Here is a 25553-nt window from a genome sequence, read left to right as displayed (position 1 = left end):
ATGTCCGACGTACCGGGTTCGGTTGACCTGCTCGCCACGATCGAGGACGCCGGGCTGGTCCGGCCGGCCGGTCCGGTGGACGTGGTCGGTGGCGTACCGGCCCGGTTCGTCGCCGAGCCCGCGACGACGGAGCAGGTGGCGACGGTACTGGCCGCCGCCGCACGGCACGGTCTGACCGTGGTCGCCCGGGGCTCCGGCAGCAAACTCGACTGGGGACATCCGCCGACGGCGCTGGACCTGATCGTCGACACCCGTCGCCTCGCCGGCGTGGTCGAACACGCCGCCGGCGACCTGATCGTGGTGGTCCGGGCCGGTACCCCGCTGGCCGAACTGCGACAACTGCTCGCCCCGGCCGGTCAGCAGCTGGCGCTGGACGACCCGCTGCCCGGGGCCACCGTCGGCGGGGTGGTCTCGACGAACACGAGCGGGCCGCGCCGGATGGGGTACGGCACGGTTCGCGACCTGCTGATCGGGGTCACCCTGGTCCGCGCCGACGGCGTGGTCGCCCACGCCGGCGGCAAGGTGGTGAAGAACGTCGCCGGCTACGACCTGGGCAAGCTGGTGACCGGCGCGTACGGCACCCTCGGGCTGGTCACCGAGTGCGCGTTCCGGCTGCATCCGGTGCCGGCCGCGCAGGCGTACGTCCGCTGCCGGGTCCCGCTGGCCGGGGCGGGTGGCGCCGACCTGGTCGGACGACTGGTCGCCACCGTGCGGGCGGCGCAGCTGGTACCGGACGCGCTGGAGGTCGACGCCCCGGTCGACGGGCCGATCGAGCTGGTGGTGCTGATCGGCGGCACCACCGCCGGGGTGGCCGGGCGGGCCGAGGCGGCCCGACGACTGCTGGCCGGGGCGGCGGGGCCGGGTCCGACCGGCGCCGATCTGGAGGTTCTGGTCGATGCCGGGTCGCCGCCGCCCTGGTGGTCGCGGTACCCGTGGCTGCCCGGTGACACCGGGCTGAAGCTCACCGGGGTGCTCTCCGCCGTACCCGACCTGCTCGGCGCGGCCCGGACCGTGGCCGACCGGCACGACGTGCCGATCCGGGTACGCGGTTCGGCCGGCACCGGGGTCCTCTACGCCGGGCTGCCGGCGAACGCCGAACCCGACCGGGTGGCCGGGGTCGTCGAGGAGTTGCGGGGGGCGGCCGGAACGGCCGGCGGGCATGCGGTGGTGCTGACCGCCCCCGACCGGGTACGCGACCGGGTCGACCTGTGGGGGCCGGTGGAAGGGCTGGAGCTGATGCGTCGGGTGAAGGACCGGTTCGATCCGGAGGCGCGGCTGGCGCCGGGACGTTTTGTGGGAGGAATCTGATGCCGTCGCCGCCGCCGTCTTCGCCTTCTTCCCCGTCGGGGCCGGTGGGGGTGGGGCCGGGTGCCCCGCTCTGGGCGGTCAGGCTTGATCCCGACGCGGGGTCACCCGGCCCCACCCCCCGACCAGGGCGAGCCGGGGACGGAACAGGCGGCTTCGCCTCCCGACCAGGGCGAGCCGGACGCGGAACCGCCGGCCCCGCCGGACCGGGGTGAGCCGGCGTTCGACGGGCACCGGCCGCCGCCGGCCGAGGTGGTGGCCGACTGTGTGCACTGTGGATTCTGTCTGCCCAGCTGCCCCACGTACCTGCTCTGGGGCGAGGAGATGGACTCGCCCCGAGGCCGGATCCACCTGATCAAGCAGGGGCTGGAGGGTGAACCGCTGTCCGAGACGATGGTCGGGCACTTCGACCGCTGCCTGGGCTGCATGGCCTGCGTGACCGCCTGCCCGTCCGGGGTCCGGTACGACACCCTGATCGAGCGGACCCGCCAGCAGGTGGAACGCCGACACGTTCGGTCACCCCGGGAACGGGCGCTGCGGGCAGCGATCTTCGCGCTGTTCCCGTACCCGAGGCGGTTGCGGCTGCTGCGCGGGCCGCTGTGGGCGTACCAGGCGAGCGGGCTGCGTAACCTGGTCGACCGGACCGGACTGCTCCGCCGGCTCGCCCCGACCCTGGCCACCCTGGAGTCGCTGGCGCCCCGGCTGACCCGGGCGCCCCGGCCACCGAGGCGGGTCCCGGCGTACGGGCCGAGGCGGGCGGCGGTGGGCATGCTCACCGGTTGTGTGCAGAGCGCGTTCTTTCCCGGGGTGAACTCGGCGACCGCCCGGGTACTGGCCGCAGAGGGCTGCGAGGTCGTGATCAACCCCGAGCGGCAGGGCTGCTGCGGCGCGTTGAGCCTCCACAATGGCCGGGAGGAGGAGGCCCGTCGGTTCGCCCGGGACCTGATTGACGCGTTCGCCGCCGAGCGGCTCGACTACTTTGTGGTCAACGCGGCCGGCTGCGGCTCGGCCCTGAAGGAGTACGGCGACCTGCTCGCCGACGACCCGGCGTACGCCGAGCGGGCCGCCGCCTTCGCCGCCCGGGTCCGGGACCTCTCCGAACTGCTGGTCGAGTTGGGCCCGGTGGCGACGCGGCATCCGCTGCCGGTCAGCGTCGCCTACCACGACGCCTGCCACCTCGGGCACGCCCAGGGGATCCGCTCCCAGCCCCGGGAGCTGCTGCGGGCCATTCCCGAGCTCGAGCTGCGGGAGATCGCCGACCCGGAACTGTGCTGCGGCTCGGCGGGGGTGTGGAACGTACTCAATCCGGAGCCGGCGGCTCGGCTCGGCGAGCGGAAGGCCCGGGACGTGCTGGCCACCGGGGCGAGCCTGCTGGTGACCGCGAACCCGGGCTGTCTGATGCAGATCGCCGCCGCGCTGCCCCGGGCCGCCGACGCATCGGGCCCCCGGAGTACGTCGCCGCGCGGCGACCGGGGAATGGCGCTGGCGCACACCGCGCAGGTGCTGGACGCCTCGATCCGGCGCCTGCCCGTCACCCGCCTGCTGGACTGAGCCCGCCGGAGCGCCGCCGGGGGGCGCGGTCCGCGCTCCCCGGGCGGGCGCGGGTCAGCTCTGGTAGAGCTTGCTGAGGTACTGCGCGCCGTAGTAGGTCTCCAGCTCCTCCAGCGACTCCGGGATCTCCTGCACCCGCTTGACGAGCTGCGCGTGCGACGGCAGGACCTCGGGGTGCCAGGTCTCCGGCTTCCACAGCTCGGAGCGGAGGAACGCCTTGGCGCAGTGGAAGAAGATCTGCTCGATCTCGACGACCAGCGCCAGCACCGGCCGGTGTCCCTTGACCACCAACTGGTCGAAGAACGGGGCGTCGGAGACGAGCCGGGCCCGCCCGTTGATCCGCAGGGTGTCGTTGCGCCCGGGGATGAAGTAGATCAACCCGACGTGCGGGTTGGCGAGGATGTTCAGGTAGCCGTCCGCGCGCCGGTTGCCGGGCCGCTCCGGCACGGCGATCGTGGTGTCGTCGAGCACCAGGGTGAAGCCGGGCGGGTCCCCCTTCGGCGAGACGTCGCAACTGCCGTCCGCACCGGAGGTCGCGACCAGGCAGAACGGCGAGTTGGCCAGCCATTCGCGGTCGATCTCGTGCAGTCGTACGCGTTCCTTGGTCACCGCCCGGGGCATCGGCTCGCCGAGCAGCTCCCGCAGCTCGGTCGGTGACGTGATCTCGACCAGTTCCGTTCCGGACGTGGCCTCCACCAGCTCGGTCATCTCGTTCCTCCCCGTCCTCCGCCTGTCTGGGGCCAAACCTACGCCTCGCCCGCCAGCAGGGGTATCGACTTCGTGCCGGGATTGAACCGACAGCGTCCGGCGCCCCGGGCGTCGGAAACGGGCCCTTCCTGTCGTTTCTTCGGGAAGGGCCGTTTCCCACTTCTCAGAAGGTGATCAGCGGGTCACCGACGAAGTCGGCGATGAAGTTGACGAAGAAGAAGCCGAAGAAGAGCACGTTGGCGATCAGCAGTACGTGGTGCCAGGGGCGGGGCCGGGCCGGTCGGGGCAGCCGGCGGTTGAGGTAGATCAACAGGAAGGGGTAGATCAGCGCGCCGAGGTTGGACATGTTCGCCGACCACTGGACGAGGTTGACCGGCACCGCCAGGTGCAGCACCACCGCGATGATCACGAGCAGGACCAGCATGAACGGGTAGTAGAACTTGCGCGGGTCACCTTCCAGCAGCCGGCGCAGCCGGGGGCTGGTCGCGTGCGCGGCGTCGGTGCTGACCCGCACCATGCCCTCGAAGATGCCGAGCTGCGTGCTGAACAGCACCAGTACGCCGATCAGCAGCATGCCGTAGAACATCAGCGGCCCGTAGTCGGGTTCGAGGGCGGTGGCGACGAACGTCGGTACGTCGGCGGCGGTCGGCGTCGTACCGGAGACCTGCACGGCGTGCGCCATCAGGATGGTCGGGAGCAGCATGCCGAGCATCGCCCCGACGAAGAAGATGCCCCACATGTCGGTGAGCAGCAGCCGGTACCAGCGCCGCCAACGGGCCGCGTTGACCGGGGTGTCGGGAAAGGTGACGCCGGTGGCGAGCAGTTCCCGCCGCTCGCCCCGCAGCCCGGAGAGGTAGCCGGTCCGGTGCCCCATGCCGTAGCCCTTGTCCCGGTAGTGGCCCATCACGTACCAGTTGAGGCCGGAGGCGAGGGCGGTGAAGCCGGCGAGTCCGCCGAGTTGGGTGGCGGTGATGCCGTCCGGCGGGGCGGCCGGGGTGACGAAGCCCCGGATCCCCTCCCACCAGATGTCCCACGGCACCACCAGGATCGCGACGACCAGGAGCACCACCAGGATGCTGCCGACCATCACCCAGTTGGCGAGTTCGAGGGCCCGGCTGATCCGTTTCGCCCCGGCGGCGATCAGGAAGACCAGCACCAGCAGGGCGATCGCCCAGAGCCGGGGTTCCTCGGCGCCGGCCGGGGCGACCTCGCCGTGGATCAACGCGTACACGCCCTGGCCGGCCGAGGCCGCCCAGCCCCCGGCGATGAACGCGAAGATGACGAGGAAGACCGAGGCCGGGACCCAGAGCAGGACGCCGGGCGGCACCCGACCCCAGCCGACCACCGGGGCCTCGCCGGTGGCCATCACGTACCGCGAGCACTCGATGTTGTAGAAGGTCTGCAGTACGGCCGAGACCAGGATGACCCAGCCGACGCCGACAAAACCGAACTGGCCGACGGCCTGCGGCCCGAGCAGCCACTCGCCGCTGCCGACCGAGATGCCGAGCGCGATCAGGCTGGGCCCGAGGGCGTACATGAACAGCTCGCGCGGTCCGAGGCGACGGACCTTGAAGACCTCCTCGGGTTCGGGGAGATCGGCGACGGCGAGCGGGGGACGACTGGTGCCGAGCGGGTGGGATGGGAGATCCGGAGCCTGGGTGACTTCCGCCATGTGACGCCTCCTTGTGGGAGATCCCCCCGGACATCAATGGTCATCCACACGTAACCGTCAGGCAATAATCGACGGCCATCTCAATCGGTTGTTTCCGATCCGATCCGGCTGGTATCCAGTGGACGGAGCAGGTTTCGATCGGGGAGGCGCCGTGGGCGTACTGGACGGCAAGGGTGCGATCGTCACCGGCGGATCCCGGGGAATCGGCCGCGCCGTCGTGGCCCGGCTGGTCGCCGACGGCGCCACCGTCGTCTTCAGCTACCGGGAGAATGAGACGGCGGCCCGGGAGGTCGCCGAGCGGTCCGCCGGCCGTGCCATTCCGGTACGGGCCGACGTCGGCCTCGACGCCGACGTGGACGCGCTCTTCGTGACCGCCGAGGACCATCTCGACGGGCTCGACATCCTGGTCAACAACGCGGCGGTCGTCCGGACCGCGATGATCGCGGACGTCTCCGACCAGGAGTACGACCGGACGATGGCGGTCAACGTCCGGGGTGTCTTCCGGGCCCTGCGGCACGCCACCGGTCGGATGCGCGACGGCGGACGGATCGTCAACATCTCCACCGCCAACACCGTGCTGGCCTTCCCCGGCATCTCGCTCTACGCGGCCAGCAAGGCGGCGGTCGAGCAGTTCACCCGGGTGGCCGCGAAGGAACTCGGCCCCCGGGGGATCACCGTCAACACCGTCTCCCCCGGCGCCACCGACACCGACATGCTGCGCGGCGCGAACAGCGCCGAGGTGCTCGAGCTGATGCGGTCGTGGAGTCCGCTGGGCCGGCTCGGCGAGCCGGCCGACGTCGCCGACGTGGTGGCGTTCCTGGTGGGGCCGGACGGACGGTGGATGACCGGGCAGAACCTGCGGGCGACCGGCGGCCTGGCCTGAGCCACCGCCCCCGTTGGGATGAATTCCCTGGTCATCGCGGCGTCCGTCGGGCCGGGTGTCGGGGTTGCGACAGCGGGTCGGGGCGGCACGGGGCACCGTGGGACGGACCGACCCCGACCCGTTCGGGTGTCCGGGCGCCCGCCGGGGCCACGCCGGCGGGCGTACGGGCACCGGCTGCCGCGTGCGGATCCTCCGTTCCGATCCAGGTGGGGCCTCATGCCGCTGCAGCGTCACAGCACGTCCCCGGTGCCGCGCCCGTCCGGGCTCGTCCCGCCGGTCCCCGACCTCGGCGGGGTCACCGAACTCCGGCTGCACGGGGTCGGCGGCACCACACCGGAGAACCTGCTCGGCGACCTGGCACCGCAGCAGGTCGCCGGGGACCGGATCGCCGGCTTCTACCGGACGGCGGACGTGGCCGGCCGGCACGTCGAGGCGTACTCCTGGGGTGGGTTGACCTCACGCAGCGGCGCCCGGGTGCTGTGGCTGCTGCTCTTCCCGTTCGCGCTGGCGAACGTGGCCGGCTGGATGTGCAGCCCGGGCACCCACGCCAGCCCGGTCCGGTTCTGGCTGCACCGGGCGGCGGTCCGCTGGGCCGCCGTCGGGCTCACCCTCAACCTGCTGCTGATCGTCGCGCTGACCGGGATGGAACTGCTCGGCTACCAGTGTGGTGGGCAGGCCGCCTGCGCCGACGACACCTGGCCGGTACGGCTGCTGCACGCCACTCCGCTGGCCGGTTTTCCCGGGCGGCGGATCCTGGCCGGTACGGTCCTGCCGCTCGCGGTACTCGCCCTGCTGGCGATCCTGGCGCTGCGCACCGTACGCCGGTACGAGGCGGTCAACCCCCGGCCGCCGGTCGCCGGGGACCAGGCGACCGAGTCTGTGCCCGGGCGGCCCGGCCGACGGTCGGAGACCGCGACCCGGTGCGGGGTGGGCCTGGCCGACCCGCGCTTCTGGGACGGCCAGCGCAGCACCCTCGACCTGGGATTCCTGCACCTCGCCGCCGGGCTGGCCTTCGTCGCGGTCACCCTGGCGCACACCGTACGCCAGACCGGGCGGCTGGCCGGCGCACCGGCCGCGGCCCCGGTGGTCGGCTGGGTCGCACTGCTGCTCGGCGGGCTGGTCCTGCTCGGCGCCCTGGTCCTCGTCGCGGTGGAGCACCGGCCGGCGGCAGCACCCGGCCTGCTGCTCGGGCTCGGCGGTGCGGCGGTCTGCGCGGCCGGCTGGTTCGCGACCGTGCAACCCGGGTACGACCAGCCGTTCGGTTACCTGCCCGGGATGCGTACCGTGGCCGACCTGACCCTCGGCGGGGTGTTCCTCACCGTGCTGCTGGTGCTGGCGGCCGTGATCCCGGGCGGCTGGGTACGCGGCACCTTCGTGATCTTCGGCCCGTTCGTGGCGTTCACGCTCAGCGTCTTCGCGCTCAACGTGGTCCTGGTCAGCATGATGACCCGGGTCGCCGCGCTGACCGCCGAGGTGTCGACCCGGGCGTACCTGCCGGACGGCCCGACCGGTCGGGTCGAGCTGTACGTCTATCCCGTGGTCGGCAAACTGGTGCACTACCTGACCCTGGTCCCGCTGGCGCTGATCCTGATCTTCGTCTGCTACGAGTTGGTCAGCTACGTACGGGCCGGCCTCGATCCGGTGGCCCGGGCCCGGATCGTCGCCTGGTACCGGGGTCAGCGGCCCCGGCCGGAGACCGAACCGGACTGGCAGCGCGACGCGATCGACGACGCCCGCCGCGACCGCCCCCGTCCCGGTACGAGGTCGCCCGCCCGGCCGGTCGTCCTGGCGCGGATCCCGTTGAACCGGATCCGGTTCCGTCGTGCCGGGATCGGCCAGGGCTGGGCGGCCGGGATCGCCCGGGCCCGCCGGTTCGCCCGGATGCCCCGGGACCTCGACAAGCTGCTCACCGCAATGGCGACGGTCGGGGCGGCCCTGCTCGCCGTGGTGCTGATCCGCTACTGGATCCACGACAAACTGCCCTGGGGCACCCAGTGGACGATCACCATCGGCAGCTGGCTGGCCTCCTGCATCCCGCTGCTGCTCATCGTCGTACTCCGGCGGGGCTGGCGGGACCTGCACAGCCGGCGCCGGATCGGGGTGCTCTGGGACGTCCTCACCTTCTGGCCGCGGGCGTACCACCCGCTGGCGCCGCCGTCGTACGCCGAACGGGCCGTACCCGAACTGCAGCAGCGGCTGTGGCGACTGCACGACAGCGGCGGACGGGTGGTCGTCGCCGCACACAGCCAGGGCACCGTGCTCGCCGCCGCCGCCCTGCTACAACCCGACAACCGGCCGCCGGACGACCGGGTGGCCCTGGTCACCTTCGGCTCCCCGCTGACCACCCTGTACGGCTGGGCCTTCCCGGCGTACTTCAACGAGTCGGTGCTGCGCCGGCTCGGCCCGACCGGCGACGACGCCGACTCCCCGGTGTACGCCTGGCGCAACTTCCACTACCGGACCGACTACATCGGCGGCCCGGTCTTCCCGCAGGGGCACCCGGCCGCGATCGACGTGGAACTACCCGACCCGCCCACCAGCTGGTACGTCCACGGCCAACCGGCGCCCGCGCCGACCCGGCACTCCGGCTACTGGGTCGACCCGGCGGTCTGGCGTACCGTCGACGACCTCGCCGACCACCTCACCAGAACCCGGGCGTGAGGAGGCGTCCCTTCCCGGTCCGGGGTGAAGAGCAGGTCACCGTTGCGCGGCGCTCGGTCGCAGCAGTCTGATCTGTCGGCGGAGTTCGACGACCCGCTCGTGGTCGTCGCCGAACTCGGCGCGTTCGTCGCGCAGCAGCTCGTCCAGTTGCCGCAGCGCAAGACTGGTCTGCCCGGTCAGGGCATGGCAGGCGGCCTCCTGGCGTCGGCAGTCGAGAGCCCGCTCGACCGGGACGCCGGGGCGTTGGGCGAGGTCGGCGGCGAGCCGCTGGTAGGCGGGAGCCGCCCGGCGGTAGTCGCCGCCGTTGAACAGCACCTCGGCGAGCTGCAGCCGGACGCTGAGCACGTCGTCGTCGAGCGGGCCGAGGGCCCGGCTCGCCGGTTCCACCACTGCGGCGAGTACGTCGGCCGCCTGCCGGTGCCGGGACTGTTCGACGAGTCGCCTGGCCTCGCTGCGGGCCTGGTCGAGGTCACCGCGACCGATCGGAGTTCCAGCGTTCCCGGCGCGGTTGTCCCTCGCGGCCGGTCTGTCGTCCCGGCCCTCCTCCGACGGCGGTCCGGCAGATGCCGGGGCCGGGGCGAGGACCCGACCGAGTACGTCGGCGTACATCCGGAGCGGGCTGGACCGGGCCGACCGGTCGACCACGCCCGGCAGCGGACCAAGATCGGCGGCGAAGGGCAGCAGCCGTTCGTAGACGACGTCGGCGTTTGCCGGCCGCTGTGCGGGGTCTCGCCGCAGCAGGTCGCGCAGCAGGTCGACCAGTGGGGCGGGGATGTCGGCCCGGGACATCCGGAACGGTCGACTCCATCCGTCGAGCTGGCCGCGGATCACCGCGTACGGGGTGGCGCCGGGGAAGAGCAGCTCGCCGGTCAGCATCTCGTACAGGGTGCAGCCCAACGCGTAGAGGTCTGTCCGGTGATCGCTCTGCGCGGCCTCGATCTGTTCAGGGGCCATGTAGGGCAGGGTCCCGACGCTCTCGCCGCTCTGGGTTATCCGCGAGAAGTCGGAGAGGTCCAGGGCGACCGCGAGCCCGAAGTCGAGCACCTTGACGCCGCCGTCGGGTTCGAGCATCAGGTTGTTCGGCTTGAGGTCACGGTGGACGAGTGACGCCCGGTGCGCGACGGAGAGCACCGCGCAGGTCTGGGCGGTGATCGCGGCGGCCCAGCCGAGCGGAAGCGGGCCGCCCGTCTCCGCGATCACGTCGGCGACGGTCGCCCCACGCACCCGCTGCATGACGAGGAACGACCGTCCCTCGTGGACGCCGAAGTCGTACACCGCCGGCACGCCGGGGTGGACGAGCCGGGCGGTGATCCGGGCCTCGCGCTCGAACCGTCGGACCAGGTCGTCGCTGCCGGCGTCGCTGCGCGGACGGATGAACTTGACCGCGACCTCGCGGCCGAGCGTGATGTCCCGGCCGCCCCACACCTCACCCATGCCACCCTTGCCGATCGGGAACTCGTCGAGTTCGTATCGGTCGTTGATGACCGTCCGGTCGGACACGGCTCCTCCAGCACGCTGTGGTCGGGGTCGTTGCGTGGCTAGTCGGTCAGTCGGCAGGTGGTGGCTGCACGCTCCCGTCAGCCAAACCGTTGAAGCTCAGGCGAGTCAGGGTGTCCGCGAGCGCCGTCGTTTCCCGCATGACGTCGGAAAAGACGGTCAGCTGCCGGAACGCCTCGCCGTACCGCTGCTGTTCGGCCAGCGGCAGTCGCGGGACGGGGGTACGGCGGACGTCCGTTCGGGCCAGCACGGACGAGGTACGGCTGCTGGCCGCCTGTTGCTGTGCCGCGCGGAGGAACCCGGCGAGGAAGTACGGATCCATCCGCTCGGGGTCGACCCGGAACAGGAAAAGCTGTGGACCGAGGACGGCACCCGCCGCGGTGACCACCCGTGCCACCGGTTCCCGCAATCCGGCCGGTACGACCACATCTCCCGCCTCGACCGTCACCAGCCCGGGCACGTCGACGGTCCGACCGGACGGCGGCTGACCGGCGAGCACGTCCTGCGCGGTGAGCACGGGAAGCTCACCCTCGTCGATCCGTGTCTTCAACGGAGCCTGGTGGAGGGTGACGATCCCCGCCTTGACGAGTTCAGCCACCGTCGTCGTGCTCCGCGTCGGCGCCCGGTCGCAGGTGCTCAGCTCGGGCAGTCGCTCCGGCAACGCCGCCAGGGCGGAGAGCAGCTTCGCCCGTACCGGCTGGAGTTTCCCGGCCTGCGCGTCCCGACCGGCGGCGTGCAGGTGGCGGGCCGGGCTGACGTCCACCTCGTCGTCGAGCAGGTCGATCACTCGTACCGCTGTGCTCGACGGCGGCAGGTCCCCGGCCGTGCCGTCACCGGTGCTGCCGGCGCCGGCCGCTTCGGCGGCGAGGAACGCCCGCCACGCCGGGCCGGCCACGGAGAGGTCCGCCACCGCGTCGACCAGCAGGATCCGCGACGGTGCCGGGTCCGTGTCCGCCGGTCGGCGGAGCACCCACAGGTCCGGCGGCACCGGGCCGGTGGCGGCGCTGGGCAGGCTGATGACGGCCCGCAGTGCGCCGGTCCGGAGCAGGTTGGCCCGGATGCGCCGCCCGGCGCGCCGGTTTGCCACGCTCGCCGGCATGGTCAGCAGCACCCAGCCGCCGGGTTTGACCCGGGCCAGGCAGTGCTGTGTCCAGGCGAGTTCCGGCTCGCCGCGCGGCGGCAGCCCGTACGCCCAGCGGGGGTCGCTGACCAGGTCGTCGTATCCCCAGGAGCGTTCGTTGAACGGCGGATCGCAGAGTACGACGTCGGCAAGTTCGTCGGCGAAGGCGTCGGCGCGCAACGAGTCGGCGGCGACGACGCGTACGGCACTGTCGTGCAGCAGCAGCCGGGCGGCGGCGAGGCGGGCGGAGACGGAGTCGAGTTCCTGCCCACCGAGCCGGGTCGCCCCTGCGTCGTGTGCCGCGATCAGCAGGGTGCCGATCCCGCAGGCCGGGTCGAGCACCACGCTCCCGCGTACGTCGGCCAGCTCGACCATCAGTTCGGCGAGTTGGGTCGAGGTGACCGCGGCGTGCCGGCGGGCGTGGACCTGGAGGTAGCGGTTGCAGAGGAACTCGAGAAGCTTCCGGCCCGGCTGCGTCCCGTCGGTCTGGGCGGACCCGTCGGTCTGGGCGGACTCCGCTGCCTCGGCGACGTGGCGGACGACGCCGACCCACCCGGTGTCGAGCCGGGTGACCGGCGTGCCGGGGACGTCCGGGAGGACCGAGGCCATCATCTCGGGCAGTCGCTCGGCGAGCGTCTCGTCGGGCTCGGTCGACAGCCGCTTCCAGCACGCCGGTTCCCGGCGCAGGAAGACCAGGAACGCGCCGAGGGTGCCGACCAGCTCGCCGAGCGCCAGGTCGTCGACCGCCCCCCGGACCTGTTGCCAGACCCGGTCCCCGGGCAGCAACCTGAACTGCTTGCCGTGTCGGGTCAGCCACGCCTCGACCTCGGCCAGGGAATAGAGCGGGCTGGCGGAGCTGCCGCCGACGGGCTCCGGGAAGTCGGTGAACCGGCGGCGCCAGTTGCTGACCGCGGCCCGTCCGACGTCGGCGAGACGGGCGATGTCGTGTGCGGCGACGGTCGCTCCGGTGTCGCCGCTCATCGTCGTCTCACTGGGCATGGTGTTCTCTCCCTACCGTCCGCCCCAGACTCGGTCAGGTTGGTGCTCGGCGCCAGCGGCGTCCGTGGGTCGGCCAGGGTACGGCCGGGCGACGTGGTGCGCCACCGCTGACCGCGCACCGCGAAACGATACGCGCCCCAGTGACGCGAGTCGAGTCTCCAAAAATTTCTGTGTCGCGAGTTCACAAACAAAACTGTTGACCGGATTCACAGTAGATGGTTTCCTTGACGTCGACATCAGATCGGGGAGGAACCATGCGGAAGATCGGCCTGTTCGGCCTGGCACTCGCGGCGGCACTCGCGTTCGGCTGCGGCGCGGGCGCCACCGACCAGGACAACGCCGGAGGCGGAGACGGCGACTCAGGGGCGGTGAGCGACTCCGGCGACACGAAGGACACCAAGGGCGGCGACGACAAGGGCGAGGACAAGACCGCGAAGGTCGGTGACCCGGCCCGGGACGGCAAGTTCGAGTTCACCGTCCAGCGCGTGAAGTGCGGTGTGCACAAGGTCGGCACCGACCTGCTCGGCACCACCGCCCAGGGACAGTTCTGCCTGGTCACCGTCAAGGTCAAGAACATCGCCAAGGAGCCGCAGTCGTTCTCCGACAGCTACCAGAAGGCGTACGCCGCCGACGGCACCGAGTACACCAGCGACTCGGAGGCCGCCATCTACGCCAACAAGGACGCCGCCACGCTCTTCAACGAGATCAACCCCGGCAACGGGATCACCGGCGTACTCGTCTTCGACATCCCCGAAAAGGCCAAGCTCGCCAAGCTCGAGCTGCACGACTCGATGTTCTCCGGCGGTGTCACCGTCCAGCTCAGCTGACCCGCCGCCATCCGTAGTCACGACGGAGGCCGGCCGGCGAACCCGCGTCGGCCTCCCGCTCCCTTCCCCCAACAGGAGTCGCCGTGCGCCCGGACCAGTTCACCAGATCCCTGCCCCTGCTTCCCCCGCCCGTGGCGGAACGCGCCCACGCGCTACGCCGCCACCTCTCCAGCCGCCACTGTGACCAGTGCCAGCAGGTCGCCGACGCGCTGAAGCTCGCGATCATCGCCGCCCGCTACGACGATGTCGCCGCGGCCACCCGACTCGTCGAGACGGCGGAGCGGCTCGCCGCCGGGCACGACACCCCGCGGGCCGGATCGTGCGCGCTGCCGCCGACCTGGCCGGCCACCTCCGGCGTACGCGGTCAGGTCACCCGCTGGCTCCGCCACGACGGCCCGCTGGTCGCCGCGACCGACGCGAGCTGGAAGGACCGGACCGCCGGCATCGGGTACGTGGTCAGCGACGGCCGCTTCGGGCTGCGGGGCCGGACCAGCGACCGGCTCGACCCGACCGGTCCGTCCCGGGTGCTGATCAACGAGCTCCGGGCGGTGGAGTTCCTGCTCGCCGACCCCACGCTCGGCGCCGAACCGGTGACCGTCCTGGTCGACAGCACCGGCGCCCTCTCCTACCTGCAGCTGTGGCGCGGCGGCGAGACCGGCACCATGCCCACCGGCTACAACCTGCGACCCCGGGCCCGGGGTGGCCGGCCCACCCTGGTCCGGCTCGCCCAACGGGTCGCCGACCTGCCGCAGGTCACCTTCGAGCACGTCCGGGGCCACACCGGCCACCTGCTCAACGAGGCCGCCGACGCCCTCTCCGCGATGGCCCGGCGGCGGCTACGGGAACGGTTCGACCACCGCGCCCGGGCCCGTGACCTGGTGGACGCCTTCCTGACCCAGTGGCACACCACCAACTCCCCGTCACCCCGCTGACCGGGCGACTCAAGGGGCGTTTGCGGAAGCCCGCCCCCTCGCCCCTCCTCCGGCGTGCGGCGGGTTGACACAGTGTTCGAGGTGACGACACCCGCCGATGCCCGCCCTCTGCCCGCCGACAACGCGGACGAGCTGGCCTGGCTGCTGTTCCGGCAGGACAACGTGATCGCCTGGCGGCAGGCCCGGGACTTCCTCACCCCGGCCGCCATCCGGCACCGGGTCTTCTCCGGACGCTGGCGTCGGGTCCACCCCCGGACGTACGTCACGCACAGCGGTCCGATCGGCCCGGAACAACGGCTCTGGATCGCGGTACTGTCCGCCGGTCCGGGCGCGCTGCTCGCCGGTCCGACCGCCCTGGACGGGTACGGTCTGCGGCGCTACCGCACCACCGGCGTCCACGTGCTGGTGGCGACCGAGCGGCAACCGAGGAACATCCCGCCGTGGGTGGTGGTCCACCGGACGAGCGTGCTGCCGCAGACCGACGTACACGAGATGGCGGCGCCGCCACGGACCATGCCGGCACGCTCCGTCGTCGACGCCGCGAGTTGGGCCGACAGCGACGACCGGGCGGTCGCCATCGTGGCCGCCGCGTTCCAGCGTCGCCTGGTGAGTCTCGCCGAGATCGAGGCGGTTCTGGACCATCTGCCCAGGGCCCGGCGGCGCGGCTTGATCGCCACGGCAGCGCAGGACGCCGCCGGCGGCTCCCACTCCCTCGCCGAACTGGACTACCTGCGACTCAACCGGCGGTACGGCCTGCCCGAGCCGAGCCGGCAGACGGTCCGCCGGGATCCGGACGGGAAGCGTCGTTACCTGGACATCTACTACCAGCGGTGGGGCGTGCACGTGGAGATCGACGGTAGTCAGCATCTCGACGTCGGGCAGCAGTGGGCGGACATGAAACGCCAGAACGAGATCTGGATCAGCGGTGACCGGGTGCTGCGGTTTCCGGCGTACCTGGTCCGGCGTCGCCCGGACGAGGTCTTCGGGCAGGTACGCGCCGCACTGGTCGCCGCCGGCTGGCGGCCGTGACCCTGATCGAACATGGATCTTGGTATTCCAGCGTTGCCAGAGCAACGCCGGAATACCAAGATCCAGAGAAGACAGGAGAGCAGATTTTCGCGTTCGGCGTCGCTCGCGTTATCACGATCATAGGCTTGACCTGCGGTTTTCCCATTTTCCGGGGCGAACCGAGCCGACCGATCGGTGGTCGAGATGCCACACCGCGCCAAACGAACGTGCCACGGAATCCAGCGGTCCGAACAGTGGGAGCAGCCGACACCCCGGCGGATCGGCCGGGAATCCCGCGCGGCCCCCGCCGTGCTGCCGCTGCCACGTCCCGGCCGCGCCGCGATTATCAAGATCCTCACAACGGTCGCCCTGCTCGCCGCGCTGTGCTGGGCCGGGCAGGCCCACCTGCGCCCGAACCGGCCCGACTCCTGGCTGCTCACCCCGCTGGACGGGCTGGCCATCGCGGTCGGCGGCGACGGGCCGCACCCGGCCCGGCAACGGCTCGGCCTGCTGATCCTCACCCTGATCTGCTTCGCCGCCTGGCGACACCACCGCCGGGTCCGGCTCGCCTACCATCCCGGGCCGGTCGACGTACACGAGTTCACCGACGCGACGGCGGACCGCAGCGCACCCGTCGACGACCTGAAGAGCCAGTTCTGCCAGCGACTCTCCGAGACGCACATCTATCCCCCGTACGCCGGACCGGCCGACCCGCCGCCGGAGAGTTTCCTCGACGTGGCCAGCGGCGTCGACCCGAAGACCACCAACCCGCTCGCCATGCTGCTGCAGATGCTGCCCCGACTCTGGCCGAAGGTCGGCTACCGGGTCACCGGGGTACTGCAGAAACGCACCCAGGAACCGTGTTACGGCGTCTCCGTCACGGTCACCTCGTTCCTCGGTGGCGGTCGGAGCGCGATGACCACCCAGTGGGGCGGCACCTGGGAGGAGGCGACCCGGCGGACCGCGTACTGGGTGCTGGCCACGATCCTGCCGGTGACCCGGCTGGGCCGGGCCGCGCCGTGGCGGAACTGGTGCGGCCGGGAGATGCCGACCGCCCTCTTCGCCGCCTACAACAAGGGCAAGGAACTGCAGGACCGTCGACAGTTCGACGAGGCGCTCTGGTACTACGCGGAGGCGCTCAAGCTCGACCCGTTCAACGCCGACCTGCGGGTGATGGTGGCGAGCGTGCAGGAGGAGATGGGGCTCTTCCTGGACGCCCTCGACACGTACCAGTCGGCGCTGGTCCTGCGCGAACAGGGCGGCTGGTACGACGACCACGTCTGGACCACCCGCACCGACCGGCTCCGCCACCCGCGCCGGCACATCCTCGGCACCCTGCGCTACCTGCGCCGCCGGCCCGACTCGATCAAGCTCCGCTACCAGTACGCCTGCACCCTCGCCTACACCGAGCGGACGGTGCACCAGTGGTTCAAGTCCGACGGCGTCGGCGACCGGGAGAAGGTACGCCGGCAGATCCGCCAGCGTCTGGAGAAGGCGTTCGTCGACCGGTACTGGCCGGTGGCGGTGACCTTCGCCGAGGCGCCCGGCGAGGCGGCGGCGAAGGAGTGGCTGCGCCGGGTGCTGCGGGAGTTCCCGGTGGCGGCCACGGTGGTGTTCCAGATCGCCGCCGCGCAGGAGCTGTACCGGCTCCGCGAGGACGCGGTGCTGGCCTGGTTCGTCCGGGCCACCCGCTCCGAGGCGACCCACTCCGCCCTGCTGCTGCTCCGGGATGTCTGGGCCCCGTTGCGGCTGGCGAAGGCGTGGCACGACTGGGCCGAGGCCGGCTGGCCGCCGGTTGGTCGGGAGCCGACCGGGCCGTTCGACGACGGCGGCTGTCTCGCCGACTGGTGGCGGCGCGGGCCACGACGGCGGGCCGGCATCCTGATGCGGGAGTGGCCCTCCGGCGGCGTACTGCTGGACCGGGCGATCCGCCGGGCCCAGCGGGGGCGGTGGCCGGCCCGTCCGCTCCGGTCGTTCGACTTCTACAACGCGGCCTGCACCTACGGCTTCGCCCTCAAGGGTTACTTCCCGGACCCGGACCGGGCTCCGGCACCACCGGTCTCCGCCGCCGGTCGGGCACTCGGGCTCGGCCGTCGGCTGATCTCCGACGCGCTGCCGCTGCCCCATCCACCCCGTTGGCCGCGTCGACCGTCGGCACCGCCGGCCGACCCGGGCACCGGCGGTGGCGGCTGGTGGGCCCGGGCCGCCACGACGGTGGACGGCCGGGCCGGATCGGACGGCAGCCGGGCCGGACCGGCCGCGCCGGCCAGCGGCGGCCGCGCTGGTACCGGTGCGGCCGTTGGCGGTACGCCGGTGACCGGTGCCGGCGCGGGCAGCGGCCCCGGCGGCACCGGCGCGGGCAGTGGCTTCGGAGCGGTCACCGGTGACCCGGCCGGGGGCGGGAACCCGCATCCGCTGCCGCCGCCGGTCGCGCCCCTGGTCGCAAAGGCGGTCGAGCAGTTGCGCGCCGCGCTGGCCTGCACCGAGAGCGGGGTGGCCGCCGACCGGCTGCGGCGGTGGATCCTGAGCAGCGAACCGGACCTGGCACCACTGCGCCGGCTGCAGGACTTCGGCTACTTCGAGGAGGAGGTCTATCCCAGTCTGCGGGTCGTCCTCCCCCGCCCGGACAAGCCGATCAACATCCGGATGTCGGCGTACGCCAAGCAGCTGATCTGCCAGGGCGCCGTGCTGCTCGAACAGACCTGGCACGACCGCGCCCTGCCACCGCAGACCGCCGACCCGCACCTGCTGATCCGCTGGCTCGACCTGGACGCCGAAACCTGGGACACGCTCTGCCGGATCGCCCTGGACCACGCCCGCTACTGGCGCGACCGGGCGGAGTTCATCCGGCTGCTCCGCCGGGCGGTCGACCCGATCCGGATCGCCGAGGCCCGGTTTCCGCCACAGATCCCGCGTTTCGACGACCTGGTGCTCTCCGGCGCGGACCGGCTGGTCGGCGACGGCACCCGCGCCGAGGAGAACGTCGAACAGGTGGCCCGGTCCAATATCGCGCTGGTCGACCGCAAACTCAACGCGATCCACCAGGCCGTCGCCGAGCAGGCCGGGGACGGCAGTCTGCGGGCCCGGCGGCGGCTGTCCGGAATGGACTACCGGGGTGAGCCGCTGCGCGGCGACGAGACACAGCAGATCTGCACCCGGCAGGCGGGACGGTGGCACCAGGTCGCCGAACGGATGCGGGAGACCGGTCCGGCGGTGGACGTCAACGGCCTGGACCCGGTACGCCTGCGCGAGTGAGCGCCGGGCAGCACCGCCCCGGACCACCGTCGGCGCCGCAGACCACCGACCGGGTCGCCGCCGCAGCAGGCCACAGACCAGGTCGCCGCGGTAGACCAGGGCGGGTCGCCGCCTCAGACCAGGTCGGCGTCGTGGACCAGCAGCGCCACCTGGACCCGGTTGTTCAACTCCAGCTTGGTCAGCAACCGCGAGACGTACGCCTTCACCGTGGCGACGCTCATGAACAGTTCGGCGGCGATCTCGGCGTTGGACCAGCCCCGACCGATCGCGACCGCGACCTCCCGTTCCCGTTCGCTGAGTCCGGCGAGCAGTCGTACCGCCCGGTCCCGGCGGAGGTCGGCGTCCCGGCGGCCGGGTGTGCCGGGGCCGGTCACGTGCGCGATGAGTCGACGGGTGACCGTCGGGGAGAGGGTCGCCTCGCCGGCCGCGACCCGACGTACCGCCTGGACGATCTCCGCCGGCGGGGTGTCCTTGAGCAGGAAGCCGCTCGCCCCGGCCCGCAGCGCACGCAGCACGTACTCGTCGGCGTCGAAGGTGGTGAGCACGAGCACCTGTGGCGGATCCGGCATCTGCCGCACCGCCTCGGTGGCGGCCAGCCCGTCGACCCGGGGCATCCGGATGTCCATCAGCACCACGTCCGGCCGGTACGCGGCGATCGCCGCCGGCACCTCGCTCCCGTCGGCGGCCTCGCCGACCACCCGCAGCTCCGGTACGCCGCCGAGGATCATCGACAGGCCGGCCCGGACCAGCGCGTCGTCGTCGACGATGAGGACCCGTACCGGGGTGGCCGGCCGGTCCGGCCCGGCGGCCGAGGTGTCGGCCGCTCCGGCGGCGGCCGAGGCGTCGACCGGCCCGGCGGTGTCCGGCCCGGGAGCGGTCGCGGCGGGCGGTTCGTGGGTCGTCACGACGGCCACGGTAGCCAGGCTGTCAGCCGGAAGTCACCCGCGTCGGTACGGCCGTGCTCCAGCCAGCCGCCGAGCAGGGCGGCCCGCTCGGCGAGCCCGACCAGGCCGCTGCCGGTGCCGGGGACCCGGGGTTCCGTCGGCTCCCGTACCGGCCACCGGTTGCGGACCTCCACGGTGAGGCCGAGTCCGGGCCGGCCCCGGGCGGTCACCGTGACCGCGGTGTCCGGTGCGTGTTTGCGGGCGTTGGTCAGGCCCTCCTGCACGATCCGGTACGCCCCCCGCCCCATCCCGACCGGCACGTTCTCCGCACCGGTCAACTCGGTCCGCAGTTCGACCCGCATTCCCGCCCCACGGGACTCGGCGACCAGGTCCGGCAGGTCGGCGAGGGTCGGCTGCGGCCGTTCCGGCGCGCCGGGAGCCGGACCGGCGGCGGTCGGCGAGGCCGGATCACCGGCGGTCGGCGGCGTCACCGGCGGGTACGGCGGATCCGGCCCGTACTTGAACCGCACCCGGGCCGACGCGTCCGAGCCGTACCCGGCCGACAGCGGCGTCCGGTCCAGCTCCTCGTCGAGCGCGGGCGGGTCCTCCCGGAGCACGCTGATCACCTCGCGGAGTTCCTCCAACGCCTGGTGGGCGTTGGTCCGGATCACCCCGGCGGCGCGGGCGATCTCCTCGGACGAGGCGTCCGGTCGGAACTCCAGCGCGCCGGCGTGCAGACTCAGCAGCGAGATCCGGTGCGCGAGTACGTCGTGCATCTCCCGCGCGATTCGGGTCCGTTCCATCCGGCGGGCCGCCTCGACCCGCAGCCGCTGCTCGGTCTCGGCCCGGATCGCCCGGTCCCGCCAGGAGTGCACGAGCTGTCGCCGGGCCCGGACGAACATGCCCCAGGCCAGCACCGACCCGGTCAGCACGACGGTGAGCACCATGCCGACCAGCGGACCGTCTGCCGGGTCGGCGTGCAGGTGCTCGTAGAGCACTCCGGCGCCGAGCTGGGCGACGACCAGCGGGCCGGAGATCGTCAGCGGGCGGTGCACCACCACGGTGAAGACGATGATCATGATGGCGAACGCCGACGGGGTGGAGACCACCGCCACCGGCAGGGTGATCAGGGTCAACGCCACCGGCCAGCGTCGGCGTACCCAGAGGGCGAGGCAGAGCGCGGTGGTCACCACCATGTCGATCACGAGCGCCAGTTCCGAGTCGACCCGGTCGGCGACCAGCGTCGGCTGTGGCCGTAGCACGTCCCAGAACGCGATGATCGCGAACCCGGCGGCGATCAGGAAGCAGAGCGTGTCGACGACCCAGTCCCGGGTCGACCGGCGGGGACGGCGGCCGGCGGCGGTGGACGGATCCGCGGTCAGGGTCGCCGGCAGCAGCCAGGGGTGCTCGGGCCGGACCGGAACCGCACTCATCAGACAATGTTACGGACCGTCGTACCCGACCTGACAGCTACCAAAGTCGACGTCCGGGGATGGTCGAAAGTCGCGTCCGGAAATAGCCGTCGGTCGCCGGATGTCAACCTCCGACCGCAGCGCCGGCCCCGGCCGCCCGGGCACGCTGGACGGCATGATCAGCGTCGAGCGCCTGAGCAAACGGTACGGCGGGCACACCGCCGTCGACGACGTCTCGTTCACCTGTGCGCCGGGCACCGTCACCGGCTTCCTCGGGCCGAACGGGGCCGGCAAGTCCACCACCATGCGGATGATCTGCGGATTCACCCCGCCGACCGCCGGTACGGCAACTGTGCACGGGGTCGACTACCGCCGGTTGCCGAACCCGGGACGGGAGGTCGGGCTGCTGCTCGACGCCGGGGCGATGCACCCCGGCCGGACCGGTCGGGAGACGCTGCGACTGTCGGCGCAGGTGATGGGGGTGCCGCGCCGCCGGGTCGACGAATGTCTCGACCAGGTCGGTTTGAACGCGGTCGCGGCCAAACGCCGGGTACGGGCGTACTCGCTCGGTATGCGACAGCGGCTCGGCCTGGCGCAGGCGCTGCTCGGCAGCCCTCGGGTGCTGATCCTGGACGAGCCGGCGAACGGCCTCGACCCGGAGGGCATCTTCTGGATGCGGGGCCTGCTGCGCGACTTCGCCGACCGGGGCGGCACGGTGCTGCTCTCCTCACACCTGCTGCGCGAGGTCGAGGCGGTGGCCGACCGGCTGGTCGTGATCGGCGCCGGCCGGGTGGTGGCCCAGGGCAGCAAGGACGAACTGCTGGCCGGCGCCGGTACGGCGGCCCGGGCCCGCGATCCGGAGGCCCTGCGGGCCGCCCTTGACCGGGCCGGGCTGCCGGTCCGGGCCGGTACCGACGGCGGGCTGCTGGTCAGCGCCGACCCCGGGGCGGTCGGGCAGGTCGCCGCCGACGCCGGCGTGGCGCTGGTGGAACTCCGTCCGGCGGAGAGCGCCGGCCTGGAGCAGATCTTCCTGTCCCTGACCGCTGGCGATTCCGTACGGGAGGCCGTGAGATGAGCGCCGACACCACACCGTCGTCGACCGAGACCCTGACCCGGCCGCCGGCCGTCCCGCAGTACGCGGACGGGCCGGGTGGCCAGCGTCCGTCGCTGCTCCGGCTGACCGCCGTCGAGCTGCGCAAACTCGCCGACACCCGGGCCGGCTACTGGCTGCTGATCGTCATCGCCCTGCTCTCCGCCGGCATCGTCACCGTGCTGCTGCTCTCCGCCCCCGAGGCCGACCAACGGTTCGAGAACTTCTTCGCGCTCGGCCAGTTCCCGGTCGGGGTCCTGCTGCCGATCCTCGGCATCCTCCTGGTCACCAGCGAGTTCTCCCAGCGTACGGCGGTGACCACCTTCGCCCTGGTGCCACAGCGGCACCGGGTCGTCGTGGCGAAGCTGGCCGCCGGTGCCGTCGCGGCCCTGGTCTCGGTGCTGGTCAGCGTGGCGACGTCGGCGGTCGGCACGCTGCTGGCCACGCTCGGCGGAAACCCGCCGGACGCCTGGTCGACCAGTGCGTTCGCGATGCTCGGCGCGGCGGTGTTCCAGGTGGTCAGCGTGCTGATGGGAATCGCCTTCGGTCTGCTGCTGCAGAACACCCCGCTGGCGATCGTGTTATCCCTGGTCCTGCCGATCGCCTGGTCGATGCTCGGCGGCATGATCAGCAAACTGCGTACCGCCGCCGAGTGGCTGGACACCGGGCTGACCACCGCCCCGTTGATCGAACCGCCGGGCGCCGGTGACCTGACCGGCGGCGAGTGGGCCCGGCTCGGTGTCTCGGTCGCGGTCTGGGCCGGGGTGCCGCTGGTCGCCGGGCTGGTCCGGACCATCCGGCGGGAGGTCTCCTGAGATGTCGTCCGGAACGGCGTCGCCGACGGGTACGCCGGACGCCCCGCGGACCGTGGTGGCCGAGCCGACCGGCACGGTGGTCGCGGTCTGGGTCCTGTTCCCACTGATCGGGGCCGCCGCGGGCTGCCTGCTGCGGTGGGCGGCGGACTGGTTGGAGTCGCAGCGCTGGGTGCCGTGGCGCTGGCTGTTCAAGCTGATCGACTCGGTGGACGAGCCGTGGACGTGGGTTGTCGCGCTGGCCGTCGGGGCGGTCGCCGGCCTGGTCGTGGCCGGGATCGCCGCCGCCGAACGACTCACCGTCACGGTCAGTCACCGATCCGTCGCGCTGGTCCGCGGCGACAACCGGCGGGAGGTCGACCGGGACCGGATCCTCGGCGTCTTCCGGGACGGCAAGCAGCTCGTCCTGCTCGGTCCGGCCGCCGAGGAGCTGGTCCGGGAGTCGTCCGACCTCGACGCCGACCAGCTCCGTACGGCGTTCGAGGCGCACGGCTACCGCTGGCACGCCGACGGTGACCCGTACCGGGACGGGTGGCGGCGCTGGGCCGAGGGGGGCGCCGGGTTGCCGCCCGGGGCGGACGCCCTGCTCCGGGTCAGACAGCGGGCGGTGGACAAGGACGACCGCCGGGACCTCGTGGAACTCCGGGACGAGTTGCTGCGGCTCGGCGTGGTGGTCCGGGAGCAGGACAAACGCCAGTACTGGCGGCCGACCCACCCCACCCGGTCCGACCCGGTCCCCGGCCGGGCGCGGCAGACTCCCGGCCCTGCGCAGCAGGTCCCCGACGATACGCAGCAGGCCGCCGGCCGTGCGCAGCAGGTTCCCGGCTGTGCGGAGCACGACAGCGGCGGGTGATTGCCGCCGTTTCCGACCCGGCAGTAAGTTTCCACAGATGAGCCTGCAGCGCACCGTGGACCCTGATCAGGTGGGTTTCGACCCGGCGAGACTGGCCCGCGTCGACCGCCACTTCGCCCGGTACGTCGACGCGGGTCAGCTGGCCGGTTGGCAGCTGGTGGTGACCCGGCGCGGCGAGGTGGCGCACGCCTCGACGTACGGGCTGCGGGACGTCGAGGCGAGCCGGCCGGTCGACCCGGACACGCTGTGGCGGATCTACTCGATGACCAAGCCGATCACCTCGGTCGCCGCGATGATGCTCTGGGAGGAGGGCCGGTTCCAGCTCACCGACGAGATCAGCCGCTGGCTCCCGGAGTTCGCCGACGTACGGGTCTACGACAAGGGGTCGGCGCTGAAGCCGTACACGGTGCCGGCGGTCGAGCCGATCCGGGTCTGGCACCTGCTCACCCACACCGCCGGGCTGACGTACGGCTTCCTGCAGACCTCGGTGGTCGACGGCCTCTACCGGGCCGCCGGCTACGACCTGTATCCGCCGTCCGGCGTCGACCTCGGCACCGCCTGTGCGGGGCTGGCCCGGCTGCCGCTGCTCTTCCAGCCCGGTAGCGCCTGGGGCTACTCGGTCGCCACCGACGTGCTCGGCCGGCTGGTCGAGGTGGTCTCCGGCCAGTCGCTGGACGCCTTCTTCGCCGAACGGATCTTCGGCCCACTCGGCATGACCGGCACCCGCTGGTGGGCCGAGGGTGACGACGTCGACCGGCTGGCCGCCTGTTACGCCCCGCATCCGATGACCGGCCAGGCGGTCCGGTACGACCAGATCGGCCAGTACGCGCTGCAGAAACCGGACCTGCTCTCCGGTGGCGGTGGTCTGCTCTCCACGGCGGGCGACTACCACCGCTTCACCCAGTTCCTGCTCCGGGGTGGGGAACTCGACGGGGTACGCCTGCTCGGTCCGCGTACCGTCCGGTTCATGACCCGCAACCACCTGCCCGGTGGCCAGGATCTGGGGCGGCTCTCCACCGGCGGCTTCGCCGAGACCACCTTCGAGGGGATCGGGTTCGGGCTCGGTTTCGCGGTGGTGCAGGACCCGGTGCCGAGCCGGGTACCGAGCAGCGTCGGCGAGTACTACTGGGGCGGCGTGGCGAGTACGGCGTTCTGGGTCGACCCGGTCGAGGAGATCACCGGCCTGCTCTTCACCCAACTCGTCCCCTCCAGCACCTACCCGCTCCGCGCCGAGCTGCGCCAGCTGGTCTACGCGGCACTGGTCGACTGAACCGTCCCGCCGGCCCCCGCCCCGGACCGACCGGCCGGCCGGGACGGCGGCCGGCACGGCCGGGCGCGGCTCCCCCGGCCCCGGGCGGAGGCTGGCGCGGCGGGAGTACCGTGCGCGGTGGTCGCACCATCGGGGGAGGACGCTGCGATGAGGGCGAAACGGGTAAGTCTGCTGGACATCGGGCTCGACTCGTCGTTCGACGCCGCGATGACGTTCGTCCAGTCGACATTGCAGAACATCAACGCCGAGCATCCGCGACCGGTCGTCGACATCGACTTCGTCCGGTCCCGGGACCCGGACACCGTGTTGACCGCGTTCACCGCCTCCTGCGACGTCCTGCACGTGATGGCGCACGGCGACCACAGCAGTACGCCCACCTTCGCCAGCAGCGACGGACGGACGAAGATCTCGCTGGAGGCGTTGGGCGAGGAGGCGGCGAGCCGGGGCCGGGGCATCTCGGCGCACGCGATCCTCGCGGACGGCTGCAAGACCGGCACCGGCGCCTGGCAGAAGGCGGTGCGGGACTGCCTGCAGGGCGAGGTGACCTACATCGGCACCTCGGCACAGATCGGCTGGCACGAGAGCGGGGTCTTCTGCTCGGCGTTCTACGGCGCGCTGTTCCGTAACCGGGGGCGGGGCATGACCCCGGCCGAGCAGGCGCAGGACGCCGCCGAGCGGGCCATCGAGGCGTACACCCTGCTCACCGACCGAAACTGTCCGTTCCGGGTACTCACCCTCACGCCGAGTCGGTGGGCCCGGATGGCTCTGGCCTGACCGGCCCGCACCGCCCCGGAGCCGCCGACCCGAAGCGGCT

At 72.5% G+C, this 25553-nt stretch carries 19 protein-coding genes; 13 read left to right on the top strand and 6 right to left on the bottom strand.

From position 1 onward, the window contains the following. The gene (locus ABGB21_RS07095) at positions 1-1308 is read left to right on the top strand and encodes an FAD-binding oxidoreductase (protein WP_347676909.1); all 1308 of its coding nucleotides are present in this window, start codon (positions 1-3) and stop codon (positions 1306-1308) included. An 84-nt stretch (positions 1309-1392) separates the two neighbouring features. Beyond that, the gene (locus ABGB21_RS07090) at positions 1393-2856 is read left to right on the top strand and encodes a heterodisulfide reductase-related iron-sulfur binding cluster (RefSeq protein ID WP_347676907.1); all 1464 of its coding nucleotides are present in this window, start codon (positions 1393-1395) and stop codon (positions 2854-2856) included. A 54-nt stretch (positions 2857-2910) separates the two neighbouring features. On the opposite strand, the gene ABGB21_RS07085 is transcribed toward ABGB21_RS07090, so the two are convergent. Continuing rightward, the gene (locus ABGB21_RS07085; RefSeq protein ID WP_347657683.1) at positions 2911-3564 is read right to left on the bottom strand and encodes a pyridoxamine 5'-phosphate oxidase family protein; all 654 of its coding nucleotides are present in this window, start codon (positions 3562-3564) and stop codon (positions 2911-2913) included. A gap of 163 nt (positions 3565-3727) precedes the next feature. Next, complete coding sequence (locus ABGB21_RS07080; RefSeq protein ID WP_347657684.1) at positions 3728-5236, bottom strand: Nramp family divalent metal transporter; 1509 nt, start codon at positions 5234-5236, stop codon at positions 3728-3730. A gap of 151 nt (positions 5237-5387) precedes the next feature. Between ABGB21_RS07080 and ABGB21_RS07075 the strand changes: the two genes are divergently transcribed. Both ABGB21_RS07075 and ABGB21_RS07070 read left to right on the top strand, forming a co-directional pair. Continuing rightward, complete coding sequence (locus ABGB21_RS07075) at positions 5388-6119, top strand: SDR family oxidoreductase (RefSeq protein ID WP_347657685.1); 732 nt, start codon at positions 5388-5390, stop codon at positions 6117-6119. Positions 6120-6335: 216 nt separating this feature from the next. Next, complete coding sequence (locus tag ABGB21_RS07070) at positions 6336-8780, top strand: hypothetical protein (RefSeq protein WP_347676905.1); 2445 nt, start codon at positions 6336-6338, stop codon at positions 8778-8780. Between the two features lie 36 nt (positions 8781-8816). Here the strand turns inward: ABGB21_RS07070 and ABGB21_RS07065 are convergent, their stop codons facing one another. Together ABGB21_RS07065 and ABGB21_RS07060 are read right to left on the bottom strand one after the other, a co-directional pair. Continuing rightward, positions 8817-10280 carry a serine/threonine-protein kinase gene (locus ABGB21_RS07065; RefSeq protein WP_347657687.1) on the bottom strand — a complete coding sequence of 488 codons (1464 nt, stop codon included), beginning with the start codon at positions 10278-10280 and terminating at the stop codon, positions 8817-8819. Positions 10281-10326: 46 nt separating this feature from the next. Continuing rightward, a complete protein-coding gene (locus ABGB21_RS07060) occupies positions 10327-12396 on the bottom strand; it encodes an N-6 DNA methylase (protein WP_347676903.1) in 2070 nt (689 codons plus the stop codon). 254 nt (positions 12397-12650) lie between these two features. Between ABGB21_RS07060 and ABGB21_RS07055 the strand changes: the two genes are divergently transcribed. The 4 genes from ABGB21_RS07055 to ABGB21_RS07040 all read left to right on the top strand — a co-directional run bounded on the left by ABGB21_RS07055 (position 12651) and on the right by ABGB21_RS07040 (position 18418). Next, on the top strand, positions 12651-13223 hold the full coding sequence (locus ABGB21_RS07055) for a DUF4352 domain-containing protein (protein WP_347676901.1): 573 nt from the start codon (positions 12651-12653) through the stop codon (positions 13221-13223). Positions 13224-13306: 83 nt separating this feature from the next. Continuing rightward, positions 13307-14155 (top strand): RNase H family protein, encoded by an 849-nt coding sequence (locus ABGB21_RS07050; protein ID WP_347676899.1) that lies wholly within the window; start codon positions 13307-13309, stop codon positions 14153-14155. Between the two features lie 81 nt (positions 14156-14236). Next, a complete protein-coding gene (locus ABGB21_RS07045) occupies positions 14237-15184 on the top strand; it encodes a DUF559 domain-containing protein (protein WP_347657691.1) in 948 nt (315 codons plus the stop codon). 183 nt (positions 15185-15367) lie between these two features. After that, positions 15368-18418 (top strand): tetratricopeptide repeat protein, encoded by a 3051-nt coding sequence (locus ABGB21_RS07040; protein ID WP_347657692.1) that lies wholly within the window; start codon positions 15368-15370, stop codon positions 18416-18418. A 113-nt stretch (positions 18419-18531) separates the two neighbouring features. Here the strand turns inward: ABGB21_RS07040 and ABGB21_RS07035 are convergent, their stop codons facing one another. Next, positions 18532-19185: a response regulator transcription factor gene (locus ABGB21_RS07035; RefSeq protein WP_347657729.1), complete on the bottom strand. Its 654-nt coding sequence runs from the start codon at positions 19183-19185 to the stop codon at positions 18532-18534. 134 nt (positions 19186-19319) lie between these two features. Beyond that, complete coding sequence (locus tag ABGB21_RS07030; protein ID WP_347676897.1) at positions 19320-20735, bottom strand: histidine kinase; 1416 nt, start codon at positions 20733-20735, stop codon at positions 19320-19322. A gap of 154 nt (positions 20736-20889) precedes the next feature. Between ABGB21_RS07030 and ABGB21_RS07025 the strand changes: the two genes are divergently transcribed. The 5 genes from ABGB21_RS07025 (at position 20890) to ABGB21_RS07005 (ending at position 25513) form a co-directional block, all read left to right on the top strand. Continuing rightward, the gene (locus tag ABGB21_RS07025; protein ID WP_347677173.1) at positions 20890-21789 is read left to right on the top strand and encodes an ABC transporter ATP-binding protein; all 900 of its coding nucleotides are present in this window, start codon (positions 20890-20892) and stop codon (positions 21787-21789) included. After that, positions 21786-22619, top strand: coding sequence for an ABC transporter permease (locus ABGB21_RS07020; protein ID WP_347676895.1), 834 nt, complete (start codon positions 21786-21788; stop codon positions 22617-22619). Before ABGB21_RS07025 ends, ABGB21_RS07020 begins: the two co-directional genes overlap by 4 nt. A gap of 1 nt (position 22620) precedes the next feature. Beyond that, entirely contained in the window at positions 22621-23469 is an 849-nt protein-coding gene (locus ABGB21_RS07015; protein ID WP_347676893.1) for a hypothetical protein, read from the top strand. A gap of 37 nt (positions 23470-23506) precedes the next feature. Further along, a complete protein-coding gene (locus tag ABGB21_RS07010; protein ID WP_347676891.1) occupies positions 23507-24739 on the top strand; it encodes a serine hydrolase domain-containing protein in 1233 nt (410 codons plus the stop codon). Between the two features lie 147 nt (positions 24740-24886). Beyond that, positions 24887-25513 (top strand): hypothetical protein, encoded by a 627-nt coding sequence (locus tag ABGB21_RS07005; RefSeq protein ID WP_347657697.1) that lies wholly within the window; start codon positions 24887-24889, stop codon positions 25511-25513. Positions 25514-25553 lie beyond the last annotated feature (40 nt).

The sequence above is a fragment of the Plantactinospora sp. B24E8 genome (assembly GCF_039871735.1).
Classification (GTDB): Bacteria; Actinomycetota; Actinomycetes; order Mycobacteriales; family Micromonosporaceae; genus Plantactinospora.
The sequence above is the reverse complement of the archived record's forward strand: the minus strand, read 5'-3'. Positions and strand labels throughout refer to the sequence as shown.

Bases quoted from the DNA above. Each gene is read 5' to 3' on its own strand.
- ABGB21_RS07025 (WP_347677173.1), top strand. From the start codon at position 20,890: ATGATCAGCGTCGAGCGCCTGAGCAAACGGTACGGCGGGCACACCGCC.
- ABGB21_RS07055 (WP_347676901.1), top strand. From the start codon at position 12,651: ATGCGGAAGATCGGCCTGTTCGGCCTGGCACTCGCGGCGGCACTCGCG.
- ABGB21_RS07095 (WP_347676909.1), top strand. From the start codon at position 1: ATGTCCGACGTACCGGGTTCGGTTGACCTGCTCGCCACGATCGAGGAC.
- ABGB21_RS07020 (WP_347676895.1), top strand. From the start codon at position 21,786: ATGAGCGCCGACACCACACCGTCGTCGACCGAGACCCTGACCCGGCCG.
- ABGB21_RS07085 (WP_347657683.1), bottom strand. From the start codon at position 3,564: ATGACCGAGCTGGTGGAGGCCACGTCCGGAACGGAACTGGTCGAGATC.
- ABGB21_RS07040 (WP_347657692.1), top strand. From the start codon at position 15,368: ATGCCACACCGCGCCAAACGAACGTGCCACGGAATCCAGCGGTCCGAA.
- ABGB21_RS07030 (WP_347676897.1), bottom strand. From the start codon at position 20,735: ATGAGTGCGGTTCCGGTCCGGCCCGAGCACCCCTGGCTGCTGCCGGCG.
- ABGB21_RS07070 (WP_347676905.1), top strand. From the start codon at position 6,336: ATGCCGCTGCAGCGTCACAGCACGTCCCCGGTGCCGCGCCCGTCCGGG.
- ABGB21_RS07080 (WP_347657684.1), bottom strand. From the start codon at position 5,236: ATGGCGGAAGTCACCCAGGCTCCGGATCTCCCATCCCACCCGCTCGGC.
- ABGB21_RS07010 (WP_347676891.1), top strand. From the start codon at position 23,507: ATGAGCCTGCAGCGCACCGTGGACCCTGATCAGGTGGGTTTCGACCCG.
- ABGB21_RS07015 (WP_347676893.1), top strand. From the start codon at position 22,621: ATGTCGTCCGGAACGGCGTCGCCGACGGGTACGCCGGACGCCCCGCGG.
- ABGB21_RS07060 (WP_347676903.1), bottom strand. From the start codon at position 12,396: ATGCCCAGTGAGACGACGATGAGCGGCGACACCGGAGCGACCGTCGCC.
- ABGB21_RS07005 (WP_347657697.1), top strand. From the start codon at position 24,887: ATGAGGGCGAAACGGGTAAGTCTGCTGGACATCGGGCTCGACTCGTCG.